The following is a 17,933-nucleotide window of genomic DNA, read 5'->3' on the forward strand; positions in this document are numbered from 1 at the left end:
TATCAAAAAAAGATGAATATTGCTTCGATAGATATTGGTTCAAATACAGTCCTCTTATTAATTGCAGAAGTTGATTTTAAGAAGAGAACACTTAATGCTATTCTAAACGAATATGAATCGCCTAGATTAGGAAAAGGACTTAAAGATGATGGCGCTATTTCATTAGAAGCAATTAAAAAACTGGAAACGGTGTTACACAAATACAAAAGACTTATTGAAGAATATAACACTACAAAAGTTATTTGTACTGCCACGAATGCTATGCGTGTAGCTAAAAATTCAAATCAGATTATTACTGATATAAGAGATAAACTTGGAATAGAGATAGATGTTATTAATGGAGATCGTGAAGCTGAACTTACTTTTCTTGGTGCTTCAACTGTGCTTAATGATGTTGATCAAAAAATTGTTGTGGACATTGGCGGTGGAAGTACTGAATTAATATTAGGTAATAAGGAGAATATTCTCTACAAAAAAAGTTTTCCAATCGGAGCAGTAAATACAACTGAAAGATTCTTTAATGGTAATGTACCAACAGCTTCAGAGATAAACTTATTAACTGAATTTGTAAAAAACACATTTAATGAACTTAACAATCTTGACACTAAAAATATACCACTTATTGCCGTTGCAGGTACACCCACTTCCCTATCAGCAGTACATTTAGGAATTACTGAATATGATGAAAATTTGGTTGAAGGATCAGTTTTGACAGACGAGATCATAGAGAAATTCATTCAATATTTTTCAGATCATAGCGCAGCACAAATTTTATTAAAATATGGTAAATTTTTAAAAGGTCGTGAAGATATTATTTTAGCCGGATCGATAATTCTAAAAACTGTTATGAAACTTACTCATAACGAACAAATTATTGTGAGCGGTAAAGGAATTCGATACGGTTCACTAATCTCTTATATGAACAATTATGAAAGTGGTAGAAAAGGTATGTAATATAAAAGTGTTGTCAACAAAGCATAAAAAATAAATCCCACCGCAATAGAATATGGTTTGTTCTTAGTTTGAGCATGAACACCGGAAATCGCAAGAAACAACCCCCAAACGACTAATAGTCCCTCAATAAATAAAAGAACGTATGCTTCAGTTTCTTTAACAATATAGGGTGGTGGATTATATGTAAACCAATACGGTCCAAATAATGCATAATGGACAGGTGACAATATAACAAGTGACATAAGCAATGGTAAAAATGAGTAAATAAGTACGGAGTAATTATCTCTGAATCTGTTCGATAATCCAAATAAACTGTTGATCTTTGTTAGGAGGTAAGAAAATAGAGATAAAACAACGAATGACACACCGATAATCACTAACAGGTTAATAAAAAAGAAATCGGTTTTAACTGAATTAATTTCAGCAAAACTATGCAGTATTACGGAAATAAGAAAAAGTTTAATTCCAACAAGAACATTTAGAAAGATTACAAAATTTTTATGCTCTGCTTCAATGATTTTTTTGAAAGTGTCTTTTGGTGATTCAATGAGTGCTGCAATCGTCTGCCATAAATCGATATTTACAACTCTCGCTCTAAGAAATGCTTTGCAACTTGAGCAACTGTATTTATAAATTGGGTTTTCCGCATTACAATTTGGACAGAGTTGAACATTTTTCATAAACCATCACCTTAAATAAAATTTAATACCAAGCTGCGGAGTTCTTGTAATCGGGTCCGGAGTAACATCGAAATCAAATAAATGTGCATCAACATATGCATCAACAAGTTGTAGGAAATATGTAAGTCCGATATAAATTGCAAATTCATCTCTTTGATCTCGAAAAAAATCTCTCAATTCTCTATATCTAGAATTAGTGAAATCACTCTGTACATATAAATCATTATACCGGTTATAGTAATCGTTATTGTCAATCCATACATAAGCGAAGTAACCGATGAATCCCCAGACAACAGGTATTTTCCAATATGATTCGTTATAGAACTGCCCAAATCCCGGTATAATTGCACTTCTTAAAACAGCTCCCCATGGTGATTTTTGCATTACGAATAGGCTGTCATTTGTTTGGACGTTACTGGTCGTATCTTGTTCCGTCTGAGAGTAAACTGAGAGGGTAACAAAAATTAGTAGGATTAATATTTTAGTAATTACTTTTACCAATTAATTCAAATAGTTCAAATAATCGTTCTAATTCATCGTTAGAATAAAATTCGAGCACAATTTCACCGGAACCATCTTTCTTCTGTTTACAAATTACTTTTGTTCCAAAAATGCCACGTAATTTATTTTCAAGATCAGCCAAGGATAATGCTTCGGTTGAATGCCCATTTCCGGCGGAATGAGTAGTTTTTTTACCAGGCTTACTGCTTAAAAACTTTTTAACAATTGCTTCAACTTTTCTTACTGATAAATTTTTCTTCTTAATTTCATTGAGTGTGGCAATTTGTAAATCTGTTGAAGGTAGATTGATAATTGCACGAGCGTGTCCGGCCGATATTTCATTATTGATTAAACTTTGCTGTATTATTTCCGGAAGTTTTAATAGTCTGATAGAATTTGTAATTGTAGTTCTATCCTTACCTACTTTAGATGCGATTTCTTCTTGGGATAAATTACATTCATCCATCAACCTTTTATAAGCGTTCGCTATTTCAATTGCATTAAGCTCTTCTCTTTGAATATTCTCAATCAATGATAGAGCTAGCATTGCTTCTTTTGTTTCTACCTGGATTATATATGCGGGAATTTCCTTATAGCCAATATCTTTACAAGCTCTTAATCTTCTTTCTCCTGATATTAACTCGTATGTTCCGTTTATTCTTCGGACTGTGACAGGCTGAATTAAACCGTTCTCAAGAATTGATTTTTTTAATTCGTCAAGCTTTTGTGGTTCAAACCCTGTTCGTGGTTGAAACGGATTTGGTACTATAGAATTTATTGGAACACGAGCAAGAATGTCGAATGATTTTCCATCATCTTTTTCAATTTTATCAGCCGGAACTGCCATTGGTGAATCTTGATCCTCGCGAGCTTTTGGATTAATCAACGCATCTAAACCGCGACCTAGCCCGGGTTTTAATTTAGTCATACGTTATCTCCTTCATCCTTCTTATTCCGCTCAAGCAGTTCACCGGCTAAGGAGATATAATTTTGTGCACCTGTAGAGATTGCGTCATACAATATCACTGGTTTTTGATGACTTGGGGATTCAGATATTCTTACATTTCTATGAATTATTGTGCTGAATACTTTTTCTCCAAAATATTTTTTTACTTCTTCAACTACTTGATGGGATAATCTTAATCTAGTATCAAACATTGTTAACAATACACCCTCAATTATAAGTGCTTCATTATAATGCTTTTTTACAATATTGATTGTGTTCAATAATTGACCGAGACCTTCTAAAGCAAAATATTCGCATTGGACTGGGATGATAAGTGAATCAGCTGCGGTTAATGCGTTTAAAGTTAATAGACCAAGTGAAGGAGGACAATCAATGAAAATATAATCATATTTATCACGTACAGAAATTAGAGATTCTTTTAAAAGTCTTTCACGTTTTTCCATACCAACTAATTCGACTTCGGCACCAACCAAATCTATGTTTGCAGGTAATACGTCAAGATTAGGCATATAAGAATTTGTTATACAATCTATCGCATCCTCAGTCCCAATAAGTGTATGATAAACAGATTTTTCAACATTGTCGACTCCAATTCCGGATGACGAATTACCTTGTGGGTCAATGTCAATTAATAGTGTTTTGTATTCAGCCGCAGCTATAGATGCTGATAGATTAATTGAGGTAGTAGTTTTACCTACTCCTCCTTTTTGATTCGCAATTGCTATAATTTTTGCCATGTATTTTCGATTAATTATAGAGTTATTTCTTGTCCAAAATTCATTACAATACAACCTTTCCCGATATTCTCTACTTTCTTTTTGAAATCATTAGGATCAGCTTCAATTACACCAAATGTATTGTAATGCATCGGAATTGCTTTTTTAGGATTTACAAATTCAACGGCTCTTACACCATCATCAATGCCCATTGTAAAATTATCACCAATGGGTAATAACATATAATCAATTGGATTTAATTCACCAATTAATTTCATGTCTAAGAATAATCCTGTGTCCCCAGTATGATAAATATTCATTCCGTTTATTGATAATACAACACCTGCGGGTTCGCCTGCATAATTTCCTTCCGGAGTTTGTGAACCGTGATGCGCGATAGTGAATTTTACTCTGCCGAAATCAAAATTATGGCCGCCGCCAATATGCATATTATGTGCATTAAATCCTTTTGATTTTACATATTCAGCAAGTTCATTGACGCAAATAAATAATGGATTACATCTTTCTGCAATTTTAAATGCATCACCTATGTGATCACCATGAGCGTGAGTTAATATAATATAATCGGCGGTAACGTCTTTCGATTGAACATTTGAATTTGGGTTATCATCAAGGAACGGATCAATTAATATTTTTTTACCATCATCGGTTGTAATCATGAAAGCTGAATGAGCAAAGTATTTTAATTTCATCTTGTACCTCGATTCTTATTTAACGTAATGTATGTCATCAATTAAGACTTTCCTTTCACAAATTGCTCAAATAATCCTTTCCAACCTTTATCTTTTGAGACTTTTAAACTCTCTGTAAGTTTAGTACGAAGAGCCTCTTTAGAAAGACCTCTAATTAATTTTCCTTCTTGTGCCATAGCAATTCCGCCGGTTTCTTCAGAAACTATTACACTAATAACATCCGCTTGCTCTGTAATGCCGAGTCCAGCTCTGTGCCTCATTCCTAATGCTATCCCATTCAATTCAGTACTTTGCGATAATGGAAGTGTACATCTTGCTGCTTCTATTATGTCATTTTTTATAATAACTGCGCCATCGTGTAAAGGTGATCTTGGGAAAAATATTGTTCTTAACAAATTTTTATTTGTTCGAGCATTGATAACTTCCCCTGTTTCAACTACCCCTCTAATACCGGCTGTTCTGACTAATACCATTAATGCTCCGTGTTGATATTGAGCCATTTCAAAAGCAGCATCAGTAATAATATCTGCTACATTTTTCTCGTCACTTTTTATAAACAACCGTACAATAGGATTTCTTCCCACTAGCACAAGTAATCTTCTAATCTCAGGTTGGAAAAGTATTATAAATGCAATTACCCAAATATCTGTTACTAATTGCAATAACCAACCAAGCGCTTTGAAATTAGCTGCTTGAGCTATAAATGAAAGTAATAGTACAACAACCAATCCAATAAATATTTGTGAAGCTATTGTTCCTCTAATAACCGTATAAAGTTTATAGATAATGAAGGATACGATAGCGATATCCAAAACATCTAATAAGGTTACGGATAAAAATCCTATTTTAAATATTTCCCACATGTAGATTGTATTCCGAAGAAGCTGTCTTTTTTAAAATTTGTAGTGAAGTTAAAGTTTGTTCTACTTCATGAGTTCTTATTAAATCTGCACCATTACTTAAAGCTAATGTTTCTGCAACTAATGTTGATTCTTTTCTTTCATCGATTTCAAGATTTAAACTTTTTCCTAAAAATGATTTTTTAGAAAGACCGACAAGTAATGGTTTATTTAATCCCCTAAACTCTTTGAGTCTGTTTAAAATCTCATAATTGTCTTCAATTCTTTTACCAAAACCTATTCCCGGATCAATAATAATTTTAGATATACCATTTTTCTCAGCAAATTTGATCCGTTCATTCAAATAATCGTAAATTTCTAAAATAACATCATCGTAGTAGGGATTTTTCTGCATATCAGTAGGCGTCCCTTTCATATGCATAATGACTGCGGTTGCTTTTTTTTCAGCAATTACATTTTTCATTTTTTTATCAAATGTCATTGCGCTAATATCATTAACAATTGAGGCCCCGGCAGAAATTGCTTCAGAAGCAACATTTGATTTTGTAGTATCGATTGAAATCAATGTATTTTGTTTATGTGACTTGATTCCCTCAATCACAGGAATTACGCGTTTTAATTCTTCCTTTTCATCAACCGGTTGAGCATTCGGGCGTGTTGATTCTCCACCGACATCAATTATGCATGCTCCTAATTCAATTAACTCCAAGGCATGTTCAATTGCTAATTTTGTGTCATAATATTTCCCTCCATCAGAAAATGAATCCGGGGTTACATTAACAATTCCCATTACTTGAGGATCCGTTAAGGAAATATTTTGAGATGCAATTTTTATAGATTGTTTATTCTTGTTTGAATAGTTATTAAGGACTGAGCCAATTTTATAGCCTAAATCTTCATTACCGGTTGCAGTAATATCTTTTGATAATTCTCTAAAAATAGCAAAGGAACCAAGAATGAGAAGATCCACCTTAGAATCATCTTCAATTTTATTTAAATAACAAATTTCCTTATTTCTGAATATAATGTGGCGAGTTTGTTCTGCAAGTTTTTCATCAATACTTCTTAATTCGAGTCCTAATAAATCTATTTCGTATAGATCTCTGTAGATATTGTATTTTTTAGAATATCTCTTAAATACATAAGGAATATTTATCTGGACAAGATGTATTACCAATTTATTCTCTCAAAATTCATATTGATTGACTCGAATTAAAAGCTTAAAATAAGCAAAAATATTAAGATTTTCTGTGGTAGGTAAAACTAATTTTATGAAATTAAATTTTTCAATTCAAGTGCTGCTGCTGTAGTATTATCTTTACCAAAGATTGCCGATCCGGCGACAAACACGTCAGTACCAGCATCTTTTAACAACTTAACTGATTTTGTATCGACTCCCCCATCAACTTCGATTAAAAAATTGAGATTTCTTTCCTCACGTAACATTTTCAAATCGCGAATTTTTCTCAACGAACTTTCGATAAATTTTTGTCCGCCAAATCCCGGATTAACCGACATAATTAAAACTAAATCCACATATTCTAAAATTTCATTTAAGTGATTCAAAGGAGTTGAAGGATTAATGGAAACTCCGGCTTTGGCACCTAGTTCTTTAATGTTTTGGACGGTTCTGTGTAAATGAATAACGGCTTCTTGATGTACTGTCAATATATTAGCTCCCGCAGAAACAAAATCTTCCAAGAAATTTTCTGGTTTCTCAATCATTAAATGAACATCGAGTGGTAAACGAGTTATTTTTTTAAGAGCCTGTATTACAATAGGTCCGAAGGTAATATTCGGGACAAACTTACCATCCATAATATCACAATGTATCAAATCGACACCAGCCATTTCAACCTTACGAATTTCTTTTTCTAGATTCGCAAAATTTGCCGATAATATAGATGGGGCCAATAATCTTTTCATTTATCTACTCTGAGTTATTACAACATCAACACTGTCACCGTAATTTACCAGTTTATCTTCGCTCGGGTACTGATCTATTATTGTGTTTGGGAGAAGATTTGGTGATGCCAAATAAGTTTTTTTTCCTATTCTTAAAGATAATTCTCTTAACATCCTTTCAGCTTCAGTTAGTGATTTAGCAATTAAATTCGGAACACGAACCATTCCGAGCTGAGGTCCGATGCTAATTTTTAATGTAATCGTTTTACCTTTTGCTACAAATTCACCCTCATTTATGTTTTGTTCAACCACAGTTCTTGCAGGGAATTCTGATCTAACATTTATAACTGTGTCAACTTCTAATCCTAAACGTTCGATTGTAATTTTTGCATCACGAATAGTTTTGCCTAATAATTGTGGCATTTTTATTAATGGTTCGCCGCCACTAATATATAAGTAAACTCGCCTACCGACTTTAACTTTTGAACCGGGTTCAGGAATATGAAAAATTACGTGATCTTTTGGAAATTGTTCATCGTATTTCGGGCCTTCTTCAATAGGTTGCAAGTTTAACTGTTTTAGTGCTTCTATTGCATTTACCTTGGGTTGACCAACAAAATCTGGGACAATAACTTCATCTGCAGATACATACCAAGGCATAAATACTTTATCAAAAAGAATTAAAAGTATAATTCCTGCTGCAATTAGAATTATTGGGTATTTTATTATTTTTTTGTTTAAAAAGTCCATTTATGAATTGCATTAATGATTACGAAATTTAAGAAATATTTTAATAAAAAAGCCCGTCGAGTGACGGGCTTATTAAAATTATTGTGTAGCGCGTTTAAGTTTGTTTAAGAAAATTCTTACAAATATTGCTGCTATAATCGAAGTAACAACAAGCAATGCAAAGAATTGCCAAACTTCCCAATTCTGATAGAATCTTCCGACAAATCCAGATAAATAATTACCAACAGCTGTTGCGCCGAACCACAGACCCATCATTAATCCTTTCATTCTTGGCGGTGCTGTTTTTGAAACGAATGATAAGCCCATAGGGCTTAAGTGAAGTTCTCCGATTGTAACAACAAAATATGTTGAGATTAACCAGAACGGAGAAACTGTAATTGCCGATGTACCTTCATTAAGAGAATATACACCTGGTAAACCTAAAGAAGCTACCATCATAATCATAAACGCCGCAGCAGTTAACAACATTCCTATACCAATTTTTGCAGGTGACGAAGGCTCAATTCCTCTTTTATTAAGAAATCTAAAAAATGCAACTACTAGCGGTGTCATCAAAACAATGAACATTGGATTGAAATAAGCAAACTGTTCAGGAGCAATGCTATTTTGATCGGATAAAGAATTTATTTTAATTATCACAATTATTAATCCAATTACAGCAAATATACCACCAATACCTCTGGTTCTAGAACTACTGCCTTTACTTATTGCCGTTGCTCCTCCAAGAAGTATGGCTAATAAACCATGTAATGCAAGAACATCAAACAGCAAGTAAGTGAATTTTCCAACTGTTGGTGTGATGTAATCTCTGGCAAATAATGTAAGCGCTGCGCCATTTTGATGGAATGCCATCCAGAAGAAAATTACAATAGTGAATACTGTCATTAATGCAAATATTCTTAACTTTTCCTGTTCTTTGGTAAGGACTATATCCTTATCATCATCTTTACGGTTCTTAGATTGATAATCGGCATCTTTATAATACTTTTTCCAAACTAAAAATATTATTAACGAAAGAAGCATACCAATTGCTGCAACAGCAAAACCAGCATTATATCCATGAGCAAGTGAAGTACCAAAGTTTTCAATAAAAAATTGTTTGATTGAAGAAGCAGCTATTGGGGCATAGAAAGCGCCGATATTGATTCCCATATAGAAAATATTATAACCAGCATCTTTCAGAGACCCATCTTTGTGAGCATAAAGATTTCCAACAAGTACCGAGATATTCGCTTTAAATAATCCATTACCAATAGCTACAACACCAAGTGCGGCATAAAGTTGAAATTCTGAAGTGGTAGGTATAGCCATCAATGCATAACCTATGCCCATGGTGATTGCACCGAGCGTAATTGTTTTTCCATACCCTAATAAATTATCAGCAATCCATCCGCCTAAGATTGGAGTGAAATAAACCGCTGCAAGAAATACTCCGTAAATATTTGTTACGGTAGCGGCATCCCACTTAAAATTTTCCTGTAGATAAAGGACAAAAATTGCAAGCATTGTGTAGAACCCAAATCGTTCCCACATTTCAGTAAAGAAGAGTACATAAAGCCCCTTCGGGTGTCCTTTGAACATTTTACCTCCTGAGATTTATATTATTAGTCAAATTGTGAACTAATTCGGAGAAAAATTGAATTGTAAATTGAAAGGTATAAGTAAAAATACTGCAATAAATACTCACTAATGTTCCAACTCTGTGTAAAAGTTTTCGAAATATATCAAACCAAAATCTCAATAACAAATACAATAGTTGGTACTTAATAATGTAATGAATTATCTTTGAAAATCAGTTATTGAGGATGATATGAATACAACCATCTGCATTTTCGAAGATGCTAAATTCAAAAATTTTTTACCTCTTACCTATTTCCGTCCGGTATATGACTTGCGATGTGGAGTTCTTACAATCGCAGAAAAAATTGAAAAATATTCTCAGACATCAAATATTATTTTGCACTCCAGAAAATACCTTGCAAATTATTTGAGAGAAGAAAAAAAAGCTTATAAAATAAATTCATTCGATGCTTCTCATATACTATTTATAAATGGACGACTGCTTCCCTCTGCGGATATCTTTGAAATTCTTATCTCGCAAGACGAGGATGAAGTATTTATCAATAACAATGATATTATCGCCGCAAGATTAAGTAATGAAAACATATCATTATTGATTGAAAACAATAAAGATTTTCTATCAGATTTTTCTAAATTGAAGTGCAGACAAACCGAGATAGATGCTTATCTTTTTGAATATCCTTGGCATCTAATTCAAAAAAATGGCGAAGAAATTATCAACGATATTGCATTACTTTCTATAAAGAAAAATGAAAATGATTTTTTGGGTGTTCACTTTATTAATGGCGAAAATATTTTAATTGGTGAGAATGTAACGATTAAACCAAATGTTGTGCTCGATGCTTCCGAAGGACCAATTTATATTGATGATGAAGTAACGATATTTCCGAACACTTACATTGTTGGTCCGAGTTACATCGGTAAAAGGTCAATAGTAAAAGCTAACTCACAAATTTATCATAATACTACAATAGGACCTGTCTGCAAAGTCGGTGGTGAAATAGAAAATAGTATAATTCACTCTTACTCAAACAAGCAGCACGAGGGATTTCTTGGTCATGCTTATTTAGGTTCGTGGATAAATATCGGAGCAAGTTCAAATAACTCTGATCTTAAAAATGATTACAGCAAAATTAAAGTCATGCTCAACGGTCATGAAGTTGATACTGGCACAAATTTTATGGGATTAATTATGGGTGATCATTCAAAATGTGCAATTAATACTGCATTTAATACCGGAACTGTAATTGGTGTTTCTTGCAATATTTATGGAAGTGGATTCCCTCCAAAATATATTCCCTCTTTTAGCTGGGGTGGTGCCGATGGATTTAGAGAATATCATTTAAGAAAAGCAATTGAAGTCGCCAAAATCGTAAAGTCAAGACGAAATATAACTATGAGTGTTAATGATTTGGAATTATTCAAATCCGTGTTTGATTTAACACAGAGCGAAAGAACGTAAATTCAATTATCAATATCATTCTAAGTTAAGAAGGTTACTCTTAGAATCACTTCAATATTTTAAATAACTTACTATAATGTATAAAAACTACTTCTATCTAAATCGTGCAGTAATTGAATTAAGCGAAAAATTAATCGGATCAAATATTTATGAAGTCTTCACTCAAGAAAAGGAAACTCTTTACTTTCATATTCCAACCGAAGAAAATGAATATCGCCATTTAGTTGTTTCAATTAATCAATCCGAACCTTATTTAATTATAAAAGATGAACATAGAAAAGCACGAAAGAATGTTGCTAATTTTTTTACTGAATTCTTACCGACTAAAATCAAGAATATTCAAATTGCAGAAAGCGATAGAATAATAAAGATTGTCTGCGATAATATTTACCTACTAATTCCAATAAGAGGAACAATTTCAAATGTGATTGCCATGCCGGTAATTGGAGAACCAGAATTTTTTAGAAAGGTTAAGCGCATCAATGAAAATGAACTTTTAGATGATCTAAATTCACAAAGCTATAATACTTCCTTTAATCTCCCTGAGATCAAAAGTGAGATACAAAGTTTAGATGAACTTAAGAAAACATTTTCCTATTTAACTAAAGATATTCTTAATGAATTGAAAGCTCGAACTTCGTCTAATGATTTCATTCAGCAAAAAGAAATTCTGATGAGAATTCTCTCGCAAATAAATAATGATCCTATTCAAATATTTTATTCTAATGATCTAAACAGATATGTGTTTGTACCGTCCGGATTTATTTCTCTTTCAAGAGATTCTGAAGTTTTTGAATATGATAATTATCAAGATGCATTGCTGAAATTACTATCAGTAGGTAACAAGCTTTCTCGAGAACAAAGATTAAAAAAAGAAATATCTAAATATCTTGAAAAAGAATTGTCGATCTATTCGAATAAACTTAATAGTCTGAAACGAAGAGTTGATGAAGGTTCTAAAGAGGATTTGTACAGAATGTATGCTGATTTGTTGATTTCGAATTTGGGTAATATTAAAAAAGGAATGACGGAAATATCGCTTAAAGATTTTTCAAGTGAAGAGATATATAAAATTCCACTAAATGATAAACTCTCCCCCAAACAAAATGTTGATTATTATTATGACAAGGCACGCGGCGAGAATATAAATTATACCAAGTCCATTGAATTATTTAACTCGGCTGAATCCACTTACAATAATTTGCTTGAGTTAAAAAATGAATTTGAAAATTGTGATGACCTTTCTAAATTAATTTCGTTAAAAGAAAAACTTGGCTTAAAGGATGTGAAAGTGACTGAGAAAAATGAACCACAAATGAAATTCCGACATTTCATTATCGAAAATAAATATCATGTATTTGTCGGGCGCGACAGTAAAAGCAATGATTATCTTTCAACAAAATTTGCAAAACAAAATGATTATTGGTTTCATGCACGTGGTTATGCTGGCTCACACGTGCTTCTTAGAGTTGACAATCCCAAGGAAGGTGTACCAAAAAATATTATAAAAAATGCTGCATCCATTGCAGCATATTTCAGCAAAGCTAAAACTGCCGGAACCGCACCGGTCGCATATACATTTGCTAAATTTGTTACAAAACGCAAAGGTATGGAGCCGGGCAAAGTCATGATGCAAAAAGAGAATGTGCTGCTGGTTAAACCGGAAATCCCTAATAATTCAATCCAAGTTGAAGATTGACAGAGTAATCCCCAAGTTTTTTTTACTGCATTTCGGATTTCAGTATTGTTTAGAAATTAGGATTTAGAATTTAGAAATTGCTTCTAACCTCTTCCCTTCCAACCACTCATACTTTTATGAATACCGAGCATCACAATAACTTTTTGAAAAAGTTTGTCAGGTAAAATTCCTCTGAACAAAACAGCAAGCCGGACAGTTCGCGGTCGCTTTATACATAACTTTTCTATTTTAAGTGCGTCATTAACAATTGCATTGGCAATTACATCATGTGATTTTACTAGCGGTACAATTAAATTGCCGAGAAAATTAAGTTTTGCACCTTCAAACATACCTTCGGCTAAATAACTCGGGTGAATTGAACTAAACTTTACACCCTTTTTATTTTTAGTAAGAGCTTCAAATCTCATGGATTCGGTGAAACCCCAAACCGCCCATTTTGTAGCAGTATATACAGCCATTTCTGAAACACCTAGCATACTGGATGCTGAAGAAATGTTTACAAAAAATCCTTCATTTCTTTCATACATATCATCAATAAATGCTTTTGTAGTGTAAATCAATGAAGTCAAATTTACATCAATTGTCTGTTCCCATGCGTCATCACTTACTTCATTTAAGTAACCGCCTTTTACAAATCCCGCATTGTTTATCACAATATCTACTTTACCCATTTCACTTTTAGCTGCAACAGCCATTGAATATACTTCGTTTTTATTAGTAACGTCACATTTGTGAAAGAAAAGTCGATCTGAATACTTTAGCAATTCTCTCCTGGCATTTTCTATTGCGCCCTCATTTATATCCCATACGTTTACTTTACAACCTTCTTCTAAAAGTCTTTTAGTCGTCGCAAGACCAATTCCCATAGCCCCGCCTGTTACAACCACATTTTTGTTTTCTAATTTCATTTTAACACTCAATAATTTTTTATACTTTTCAATTTAACAAAATTAACAATAGAAGATTACTCATGCTAAACAATATTAGATGGAAGTCTCTGTTATACATTGTATTAGTTTCTCTCTTTCTGGGTTTTACTTATAATTATCTTTCTCCAAATGGTATTCCTTTAGTAAAAGAAGTTATAGAATTTGGAGTTTATGATGAAAATGAGATAACTATAAATAATACAGGCGGTCTCGATTTTACAAACATCAAACTGATAGATTTGGAGAACGCATTTAAGCTATATAACAAAGGTATAAAATTTGTCGATGTTCGTGATCAGTGGGATTATTCCGATGGTCATGTATTAGGTTCAATTAATCTACCGGAAGTTGAATTCTCTCCACAACATAATTCGCTTTCTTTGTTATCGAAAGATGAATCATTAATTCTTTATTGCTCCAGCGATGACTGCGGATTAAGCAAAAAAGTAGCCGTTGAACTTTTAAAACTCGGATATAAATCATTGTTTGTGTTTGAAGAAGGTTGGGAGACTTGGCGTGACGCCGGTTACCCCGTTGAATTTGGAGGTGAATTTTAATGAAACATTTAACAAATAAATACATTCTGTGGACTGCTAAATTTTTTATAGGGTACATCTTCATTCTTGCGGGAATTGAAAAAATTGCCGATCCATCCGGATTCTCCGAATCTATTGAAAACTATCAATTATTACCTAACATATTTATAAACTTTTTTGCGATCGCTTTACCATGGATAGAGGTCGTGTGCGGGATCTTACTTATATTTAATAAACATGTAAAAGAGAATTCTTTTATCTTTATCTCCTTGATGTCAGCCTTTACTATCATGATCTTCATCGCAGTTCTCAGAGGTTTGGATATAGATTGCGGATGCTTTGGAACTAATAATTCTCAAAATGTGGGAATAGTAAAAATTATTGAAAATCTGGGACTGATAATTTTAGGATTGTATGTTTTTGTTTATCATGAAAAAATTAATAAATCAATACCTCTTGAAAAAGTGTAATGAAAATTGATAATTCCTCTATAAAAAAAATACTCCTTATTAAATTCAGAGGAATCGGGGATGTAATTCTTTCTACTGTCGTTTTAGAAAATCTTAAGAGAAACTTTCCAAATGCTTCGATTGATTATTTAACTGAAAAACCGAGTGATCAACTTTTAAACTTACTTGATGAGATAAGCAATGTTCATCTTTTTACTGACAAGAGTTTATCCGGAAGATTTAAGCTCATCCGTAAAATTCGAAAAGAAAAGTATGATTTGATTTTTGATTTTTATGCGAATCCATTCACTGCACAAATAACATTTTTAAGCGGAGCAAAATATCGAGCCGGTTTTCCCTATCGTGGAAGAAAATATGCATACAATTTATTTGGACCCGAAGAACGCGGGAAATTTCACGCTGCTGATTTACATTTAGAATTTCTGAAGAAAATTGGTTTATCTGTTACCCCAAGCAATCTAAAATCAGATCTTGACGATGAATCAATTTCATTTGCTCGACAGTTTTTTGAAAATACATTTTCACAAAAAGATTTTGTAATTGGAATCTCCCCAAGCGGAGGATGGAATTCAAAAAAATGTGATCCAATTAAATTTGCCGAAATTGCAGATGCTTCTGCACAAAAATATAGCGCTAAGATTCTAATTGTCTGGGGACCGAGTGATGAAAACGACACTGAAGAAATTATTCGATTTATGAAATCAAATGCAATAAAAGCCCCGGTTACTAATATCAAACAAATGGCTTCTTTAATCTCTCAATGTAAAATATTGATTGCTAATGACAGCGGTCCGATGCACATTTCTACTGCAATTGGAACGCCCACATTAAGTTTGCACGGTCCCACTGATCCAAATCTTCAAGGTCCTTATGGCAGTAAACATGAATGGATAAATAAAAGTGATTTACATTGTATTATTTGCAACAAACTTGAGTGTCCTTACAACCATGAATGTTTTTTAGAATTAGATGTTGACGATGTTTTATCAAAAGTTGATAAGCTGATTGAAAAAAACAATATTGCTTTATGAAAGAAATCGAAATATACCTGCGCAAGTTATTATTATCGCTTTATTTATTCTTTAGGAAAAACGAAAAGAAAAATACAGAGCTTATAATTTCTAGTAAAGATAAAATCTTATTGATAAGATTAAATCGCATTGGTGATGCATTAGTTACGACGCATTTAATTAAGAACATTAAAGAGCATACCGGTTGTGAAATTCATGTTCTTGCCGATAGAAAGAATCATTTCATCTTTGAGAATGATGCGAATGTGGATAGAACATTAGTTTTCCCGAAAAAGTTAAAAGAAATAAAAATTCTACAAGAAGAAATTAATAATTCAGAATACCAAGCGTTGTTTGATTTACATGACGACGTTTCAACTTCTGTTTCGTTCTTTATTGGTTTGCTGAATGTAAAAAACAAAGTTGGATATAATAAAAAATCAAAAAAAATATTTACTCATCTTGTTCCTTATCTTGATCCTACTAAACATCACATAATGGAACGTTATCTACAATTTTTGAATTTTTTAAATATTCCATTTGACCAAAATAAAATTAAAGTAAACTATCAACCGACCACTGAAGCTTTACAGTATGCAGATGAATTAATAAACAATCTTTTTGAAGAAAAGAAATTCTTGGTAGGTATTAATATTTCAGCCGGAAGCGAAGCACGTTTTTGGGGAATTGAAAGATATAAGAAATTGATTTCGTATTTTTCGCAGTACGATATAAATATTATATTGTTTTCTTCTCCCTCTGAAATTGAGAAGGCAAAACAAATTATAGAAAATGAAAAACTAATATCTGCAGAACCAACTTTTGAAAAAATGACAGCAGTGTTAAAACAAATTGATTTTTTATTTTCACCCGATACTTCTCTCGTTCATATTGCATCCAGTTATAATTTGCCTGTGTTTGGTATTTACATTAATTATAATACGGATCATGTAGTTTGGTATCCGTATAATACCGAGCACGAATTAATAATAACGGAAAAACCGAATTTCAATGAACTCGAGTTTGATACAGTAATTAACAAATTAAAAATATTTTTTGAGTGTATTTATTATGACAAAAGAAATTCCTAATTGTAAACGATTTACCGGTTATAAACCTTGTTATCCCGATCATAACTGTTGGACAGATGGTTGCAAGGATAATATTTCTTTCGGCACAAAAATTCTTATAATTAATTTAGATGCAATGGGTGATGTTTTAATGACAACAGCTCAGCTAGCAACCTTGAAGAAAGTTTATCCGGAATCGACAATTATGTGGGTGACATTAAAAGTTGCTCATAAGTTATTGGAGAACAATCCCTTGATCGATAAAGTATATGCTTATGATGCTGAATCAATTTCTATACTAAGTTCAATGAAATTTGATCTGGTAATGAATGTTGATAAATCCCAGCGCTCGGGTTCATTAGCTATGCAAGTCGATGCTGAGAAACGATTAGGTTTCGGAATAAATGAAAGAGGTCAAATTATTCCTTTAAACAAAGGTGCCGAATATAATTATTTATTAGGGATGGATGATCATTTAAAGTTCAAAGTCAATCAAAGAACTGGGCAAGATTATTTATCTGAAACTTTTGAAATCCCATATGAAAGAAACGATTATGTTTTTGAATTTTCTAATTCAGAAAAGGAATACATACAAGAATACAAAAATGAAATTGGTATTACAGAAAAAGATGAAATTATTGGTTTTAATACCGGTTGTTCTAACTTGTACCCAAACAAAAAGATGACTATTGAACAACACCAAGTCCTCATCGAAAGATTCTTAAATACAAATAGATTTAAAGTTATGCTGCTCGGGGGACCGGAAGATACCGAACGAAATAATATTATTGCCGAACCTTTTGGAGATAGAATTATCAATTCTCCCACGACAAATGGAGTTCGAAAAGGTGCTTGTTATGAAAGTATTCCTCAAGTTATAATAACCGGTGATTCCTTCGGAATGCATTTGGCTATTGCTTTAAAGAAATATGTTATTGCTTGGTTCGGTTTGTCCTGCTGGACAGAAATCGATTTATACGATCGAGGAGTTAAACTTATACCTGAAGGATTATTCTGTGCTCCCTGCTGGAAGAAAGTTTGCCCTTATGAATTAGAATGTATTCAGATGATTGATCTTGATAAGATATTTAATGAAACAGTGAAATACTTTGACAACGTAAAAAAATAAA

General features: G+C 32.6%; 19 protein-coding genes. 8 read left to right on the forward strand and 11 right to left on the reverse strand.

The genetic code is table 11. The annotated features are described in order from the left end of the window. Positions 1–12 precede the first annotated feature (12 nt). On the forward strand, positions 13–954 hold the full coding sequence (locus QY331_08610; protein ID WKZ68013.1) for a Ppx/GppA phosphatase family protein: 942 nt from the start codon (positions 13–15) through the stop codon (positions 952–954). On the opposite strand, the gene QY331_08615 is transcribed toward QY331_08610, so the two are convergent. From QY331_08615 to QY331_08660, 10 genes are all read right to left on the reverse strand, one after another. Further along, on the reverse strand, positions 927–1,634 hold the full coding sequence (locus QY331_08615; protein WKZ68014.1) for a Yip1 family protein: 708 nt from the start codon (positions 1,632–1,634) through the stop codon (positions 927–929). The two genes, QY331_08610 and QY331_08615, sit on opposite strands and share 28 nt — an antisense overlap. 6 nt (positions 1,635–1,640) lie before the next feature. Continuing rightward, complete coding sequence (locus QY331_08620) at positions 1,641–2,018, reverse strand: DUF5683 domain-containing protein (protein WKZ68015.1); 378 nt, start codon at positions 2,016–2,018, stop codon at positions 1,641–1,643. Between the two features lie 97 nt (positions 2,019–2,115). Next, on the reverse strand, positions 2,116–3,063 hold the full coding sequence (locus QY331_08625; protein WKZ68016.1) for a ParB/RepB/Spo0J family partition protein: 948 nt from the start codon (positions 3,061–3,063) through the stop codon (positions 2,116–2,118). Further along, positions 3,060–3,839, reverse strand: a complete 780-nt coding sequence (locus tag QY331_08630) for an AAA family ATPase (protein ID WKZ68017.1) — start codon at positions 3,837–3,839, stop codon at positions 3,060–3,062. Before QY331_08630 ends, QY331_08625 begins: the two co-directional genes overlap by 4 nt. A 14-nt stretch (positions 3,840–3,853) precedes the next feature. Beyond that, complete coding sequence (locus QY331_08635; protein WKZ68018.1) at positions 3,854–4,531, reverse strand: metal-dependent hydrolase; 678 nt, start codon at positions 4,529–4,531, stop codon at positions 3,854–3,856. A gap of 41 nt (positions 4,532–4,572) precedes the next feature. After that, positions 4,573–5,394 carry a diadenylate cyclase CdaA gene (cdaA, locus tag QY331_08640; protein ID WKZ68019.1) on the reverse strand — a complete coding sequence of 274 codons (822 nt, stop codon included), beginning with the start codon at positions 5,392–5,394 and terminating at the stop codon, positions 4,573–4,575. Continuing rightward, on the reverse strand, positions 5,378–6,568 hold the full coding sequence (gene folP / locus QY331_08645) for a dihydropteroate synthase (GenBank protein ID WKZ68020.1): 1,191 nt from the start codon (positions 6,566–6,568) through the stop codon (positions 5,378–5,380). The genes cdaA and folP overlap by 17 nt, the downstream gene beginning before the upstream one ends. Positions 6,569–6,660: 92 nt before the next feature. Next, positions 6,661–7,317: a ribulose-phosphate 3-epimerase gene (gene rpe, locus QY331_08650; protein ID WKZ68021.1), complete on the reverse strand. Its 657-nt coding sequence runs from the start codon at positions 7,315–7,317 to the stop codon at positions 6,661–6,663. After that, positions 7,318–8,046 carry a PASTA domain-containing protein gene (locus QY331_08655; GenBank protein WKZ68022.1) on the reverse strand — a complete coding sequence of 243 codons (729 nt, stop codon included), beginning with the start codon at positions 8,044–8,046 and terminating at the stop codon, positions 7,318–7,320. A 78-nt stretch (positions 8,047–8,124) separates the two neighbouring features. Beyond that, positions 8,125–9,627 (reverse strand): peptide MFS transporter, encoded by a 1,503-nt coding sequence (locus QY331_08660; protein WKZ68023.1) that lies wholly within the window; start codon positions 9,625–9,627, stop codon positions 8,125–8,127. Positions 9,628–9,856: 229 nt separating this feature from the next. Between QY331_08660 and QY331_08665 the strand changes: the two genes are divergently transcribed. Next, positions 9,857–11,089 (forward strand): putative sugar nucleotidyl transferase, encoded by a 1,233-nt coding sequence (locus QY331_08665; GenBank protein WKZ68024.1) that lies wholly within the window; start codon positions 9,857–9,859, stop codon positions 11,087–11,089. A gap of 76 nt (positions 11,090–11,165) precedes the next feature. Continuing rightward, positions 11,166–12,788: an NFACT RNA binding domain-containing protein gene (locus QY331_08670; GenBank protein WKZ68025.1), complete on the forward strand. Its 1,623-nt coding sequence runs from the start codon at positions 11,166–11,168 to the stop codon at positions 12,786–12,788. 83 nt (positions 12,789–12,871) lie between these two features. Here QY331_08670 and QY331_08675 read toward each other — a convergent pair whose 3' ends face one another. Then, the gene (locus tag QY331_08675; protein WKZ68026.1) at positions 12,872–13,696 is read right to left on the reverse strand and encodes an SDR family NAD(P)-dependent oxidoreductase; all 825 of its coding nucleotides are present in this window, start codon (positions 13,694–13,696) and stop codon (positions 12,872–12,874) included. Between the two features lie 62 nt (positions 13,697–13,758). Here QY331_08675 and QY331_08680 point away from each other — a divergent pair, with 62 nt between their 5' ends. From QY331_08680 to QY331_08700, 5 genes are read left to right on the forward strand one after another with little or no spacing between them, the layout of a single operon-like run. Continuing rightward, positions 13,759–14,274, forward strand: a complete 516-nt coding sequence (locus tag QY331_08680; protein WKZ68027.1) for a rhodanese-like domain-containing protein — start codon at positions 13,759–13,761, stop codon at positions 14,272–14,274. Continuing rightward, positions 14,274–14,723, forward strand: a complete 450-nt coding sequence (locus QY331_08685; protein WKZ68028.1) for a MauE/DoxX family redox-associated membrane protein — start codon at positions 14,274–14,276, stop codon at positions 14,721–14,723. The genes QY331_08680 and QY331_08685 overlap by 1 nt, the downstream gene beginning before the upstream one ends. After that, positions 14,723–15,754, forward strand: coding sequence for a glycosyltransferase family 9 protein (locus QY331_08690; GenBank protein ID WKZ68029.1), 1,032 nt, complete (start codon positions 14,723–14,725; stop codon positions 15,752–15,754). Before QY331_08685 ends, QY331_08690 begins: the two co-directional genes overlap by 1 nt. Continuing rightward, a complete protein-coding gene (locus QY331_08695; GenBank protein WKZ68030.1) occupies positions 15,751–16,824 on the forward strand; it encodes a glycosyltransferase family 9 protein in 1,074 nt (357 codons plus the stop codon). Before QY331_08690 ends, QY331_08695 begins: the two co-directional genes overlap by 4 nt. After that, positions 16,805–17,932 carry a glycosyltransferase family 9 protein gene (locus tag QY331_08700; protein WKZ68031.1) on the forward strand — a complete coding sequence of 376 codons (1,128 nt, stop codon included), beginning with the start codon at positions 16,805–16,807 and terminating at the stop codon, positions 17,930–17,932. The genes QY331_08695 and QY331_08700 overlap by 20 nt, the downstream gene beginning before the upstream one ends. The last annotated feature ends 1 nt before the right edge of the window (position 17,933 follow it).

This window comes from Melioribacteraceae bacterium, from assembly GCA_030584085.1.
GTDB lineage: Bacteria > Bacteroidota > Ignavibacteria > Ignavibacteriales > Melioribacteraceae > SURF-28.

Coding starts and splice junctions, on each gene's coding strand:
- QY331_08610 (WKZ68013.1), top strand. CDS start 13: ATGAATATTGCTTCGATAGATATTGGTTCAAATACAGTCCTCTTATTA.
- QY331_08615 (WKZ68014.1), bottom strand. CDS start 1,634: ATGAAAAATGTTCAACTCTGTCCAAATTGTAATGCGGAAAACCCAATT.
- QY331_08620 (WKZ68015.1), bottom strand. CDS start 2,018: ATGCAAAAATCACCATGGGGAGCTGTTTTAAGAAGTGCAATTATACCG.
- QY331_08625 (WKZ68016.1), bottom strand. CDS start 3,063: ATGACTAAATTAAAACCCGGGCTAGGTCGCGGTTTAGATGCGTTGATT.
- QY331_08630 (WKZ68017.1), bottom strand. CDS start 3,839: ATGGCAAAAATTATAGCAATTGCGAATCAAAAAGGAGGAGTAGGTAAA.
- QY331_08635 (WKZ68018.1), bottom strand. CDS start 4,531: ATGAAATTAAAATACTTTGCTCATTCAGCTTTCATGATTACAACCGAT.
- cdaA (WKZ68019.1), bottom strand. CDS start 5,394: ATGTGGGAAATATTTAAAATAGGATTTTTATCCGTAACCTTATTAGAT.
- rpe (WKZ68021.1), bottom strand. CDS start 7,317: ATGAAAAGATTATTGGCCCCATCTATATTATCGGCAAATTTTGCGAAT.
- QY331_08655 (WKZ68022.1), bottom strand. CDS start 8,046: ATGGACTTTTTAAACAAAAAAATAATAAAATACCCAATAATTCTAATT.
- QY331_08660 (WKZ68023.1), bottom strand. CDS start 9,627: ATGTTCAAAGGACACCCGAAGGGGCTTTATGTACTCTTCTTTACTGAA.
- QY331_08665 (WKZ68024.1), top strand. CDS start 9,857: ATGAATACAACCATCTGCATTTTCGAAGATGCTAAATTCAAAAATTTT.
- QY331_08670 (WKZ68025.1), top strand. CDS start 11,166: ATGTATAAAAACTACTTCTATCTAAATCGTGCAGTAATTGAATTAAGC.
- QY331_08675 (WKZ68026.1), bottom strand. CDS start 13,696: ATGAAATTAGAAAACAAAAATGTGGTTGTAACAGGCGGGGCTATGGGA.
- QY331_08680 (WKZ68027.1), top strand. CDS start 13,759: ATGCTAAACAATATTAGATGGAAGTCTCTGTTATACATTGTATTAGTT.
- QY331_08685 (WKZ68028.1), top strand. CDS start 14,274: ATGAAACATTTAACAAATAAATACATTCTGTGGACTGCTAAATTTTTT.
- QY331_08690 (WKZ68029.1), top strand. CDS start 14,723: ATGAAAATTGATAATTCCTCTATAAAAAAAATACTCCTTATTAAATTC.
- QY331_08695 (WKZ68030.1), top strand. CDS start 15,751: ATGAAAGAAATCGAAATATACCTGCGCAAGTTATTATTATCGCTTTAT.
- QY331_08700 (WKZ68031.1), top strand. CDS start 16,805: ATGACAAAAGAAATTCCTAATTGTAAACGATTTACCGGTTATAAACCT.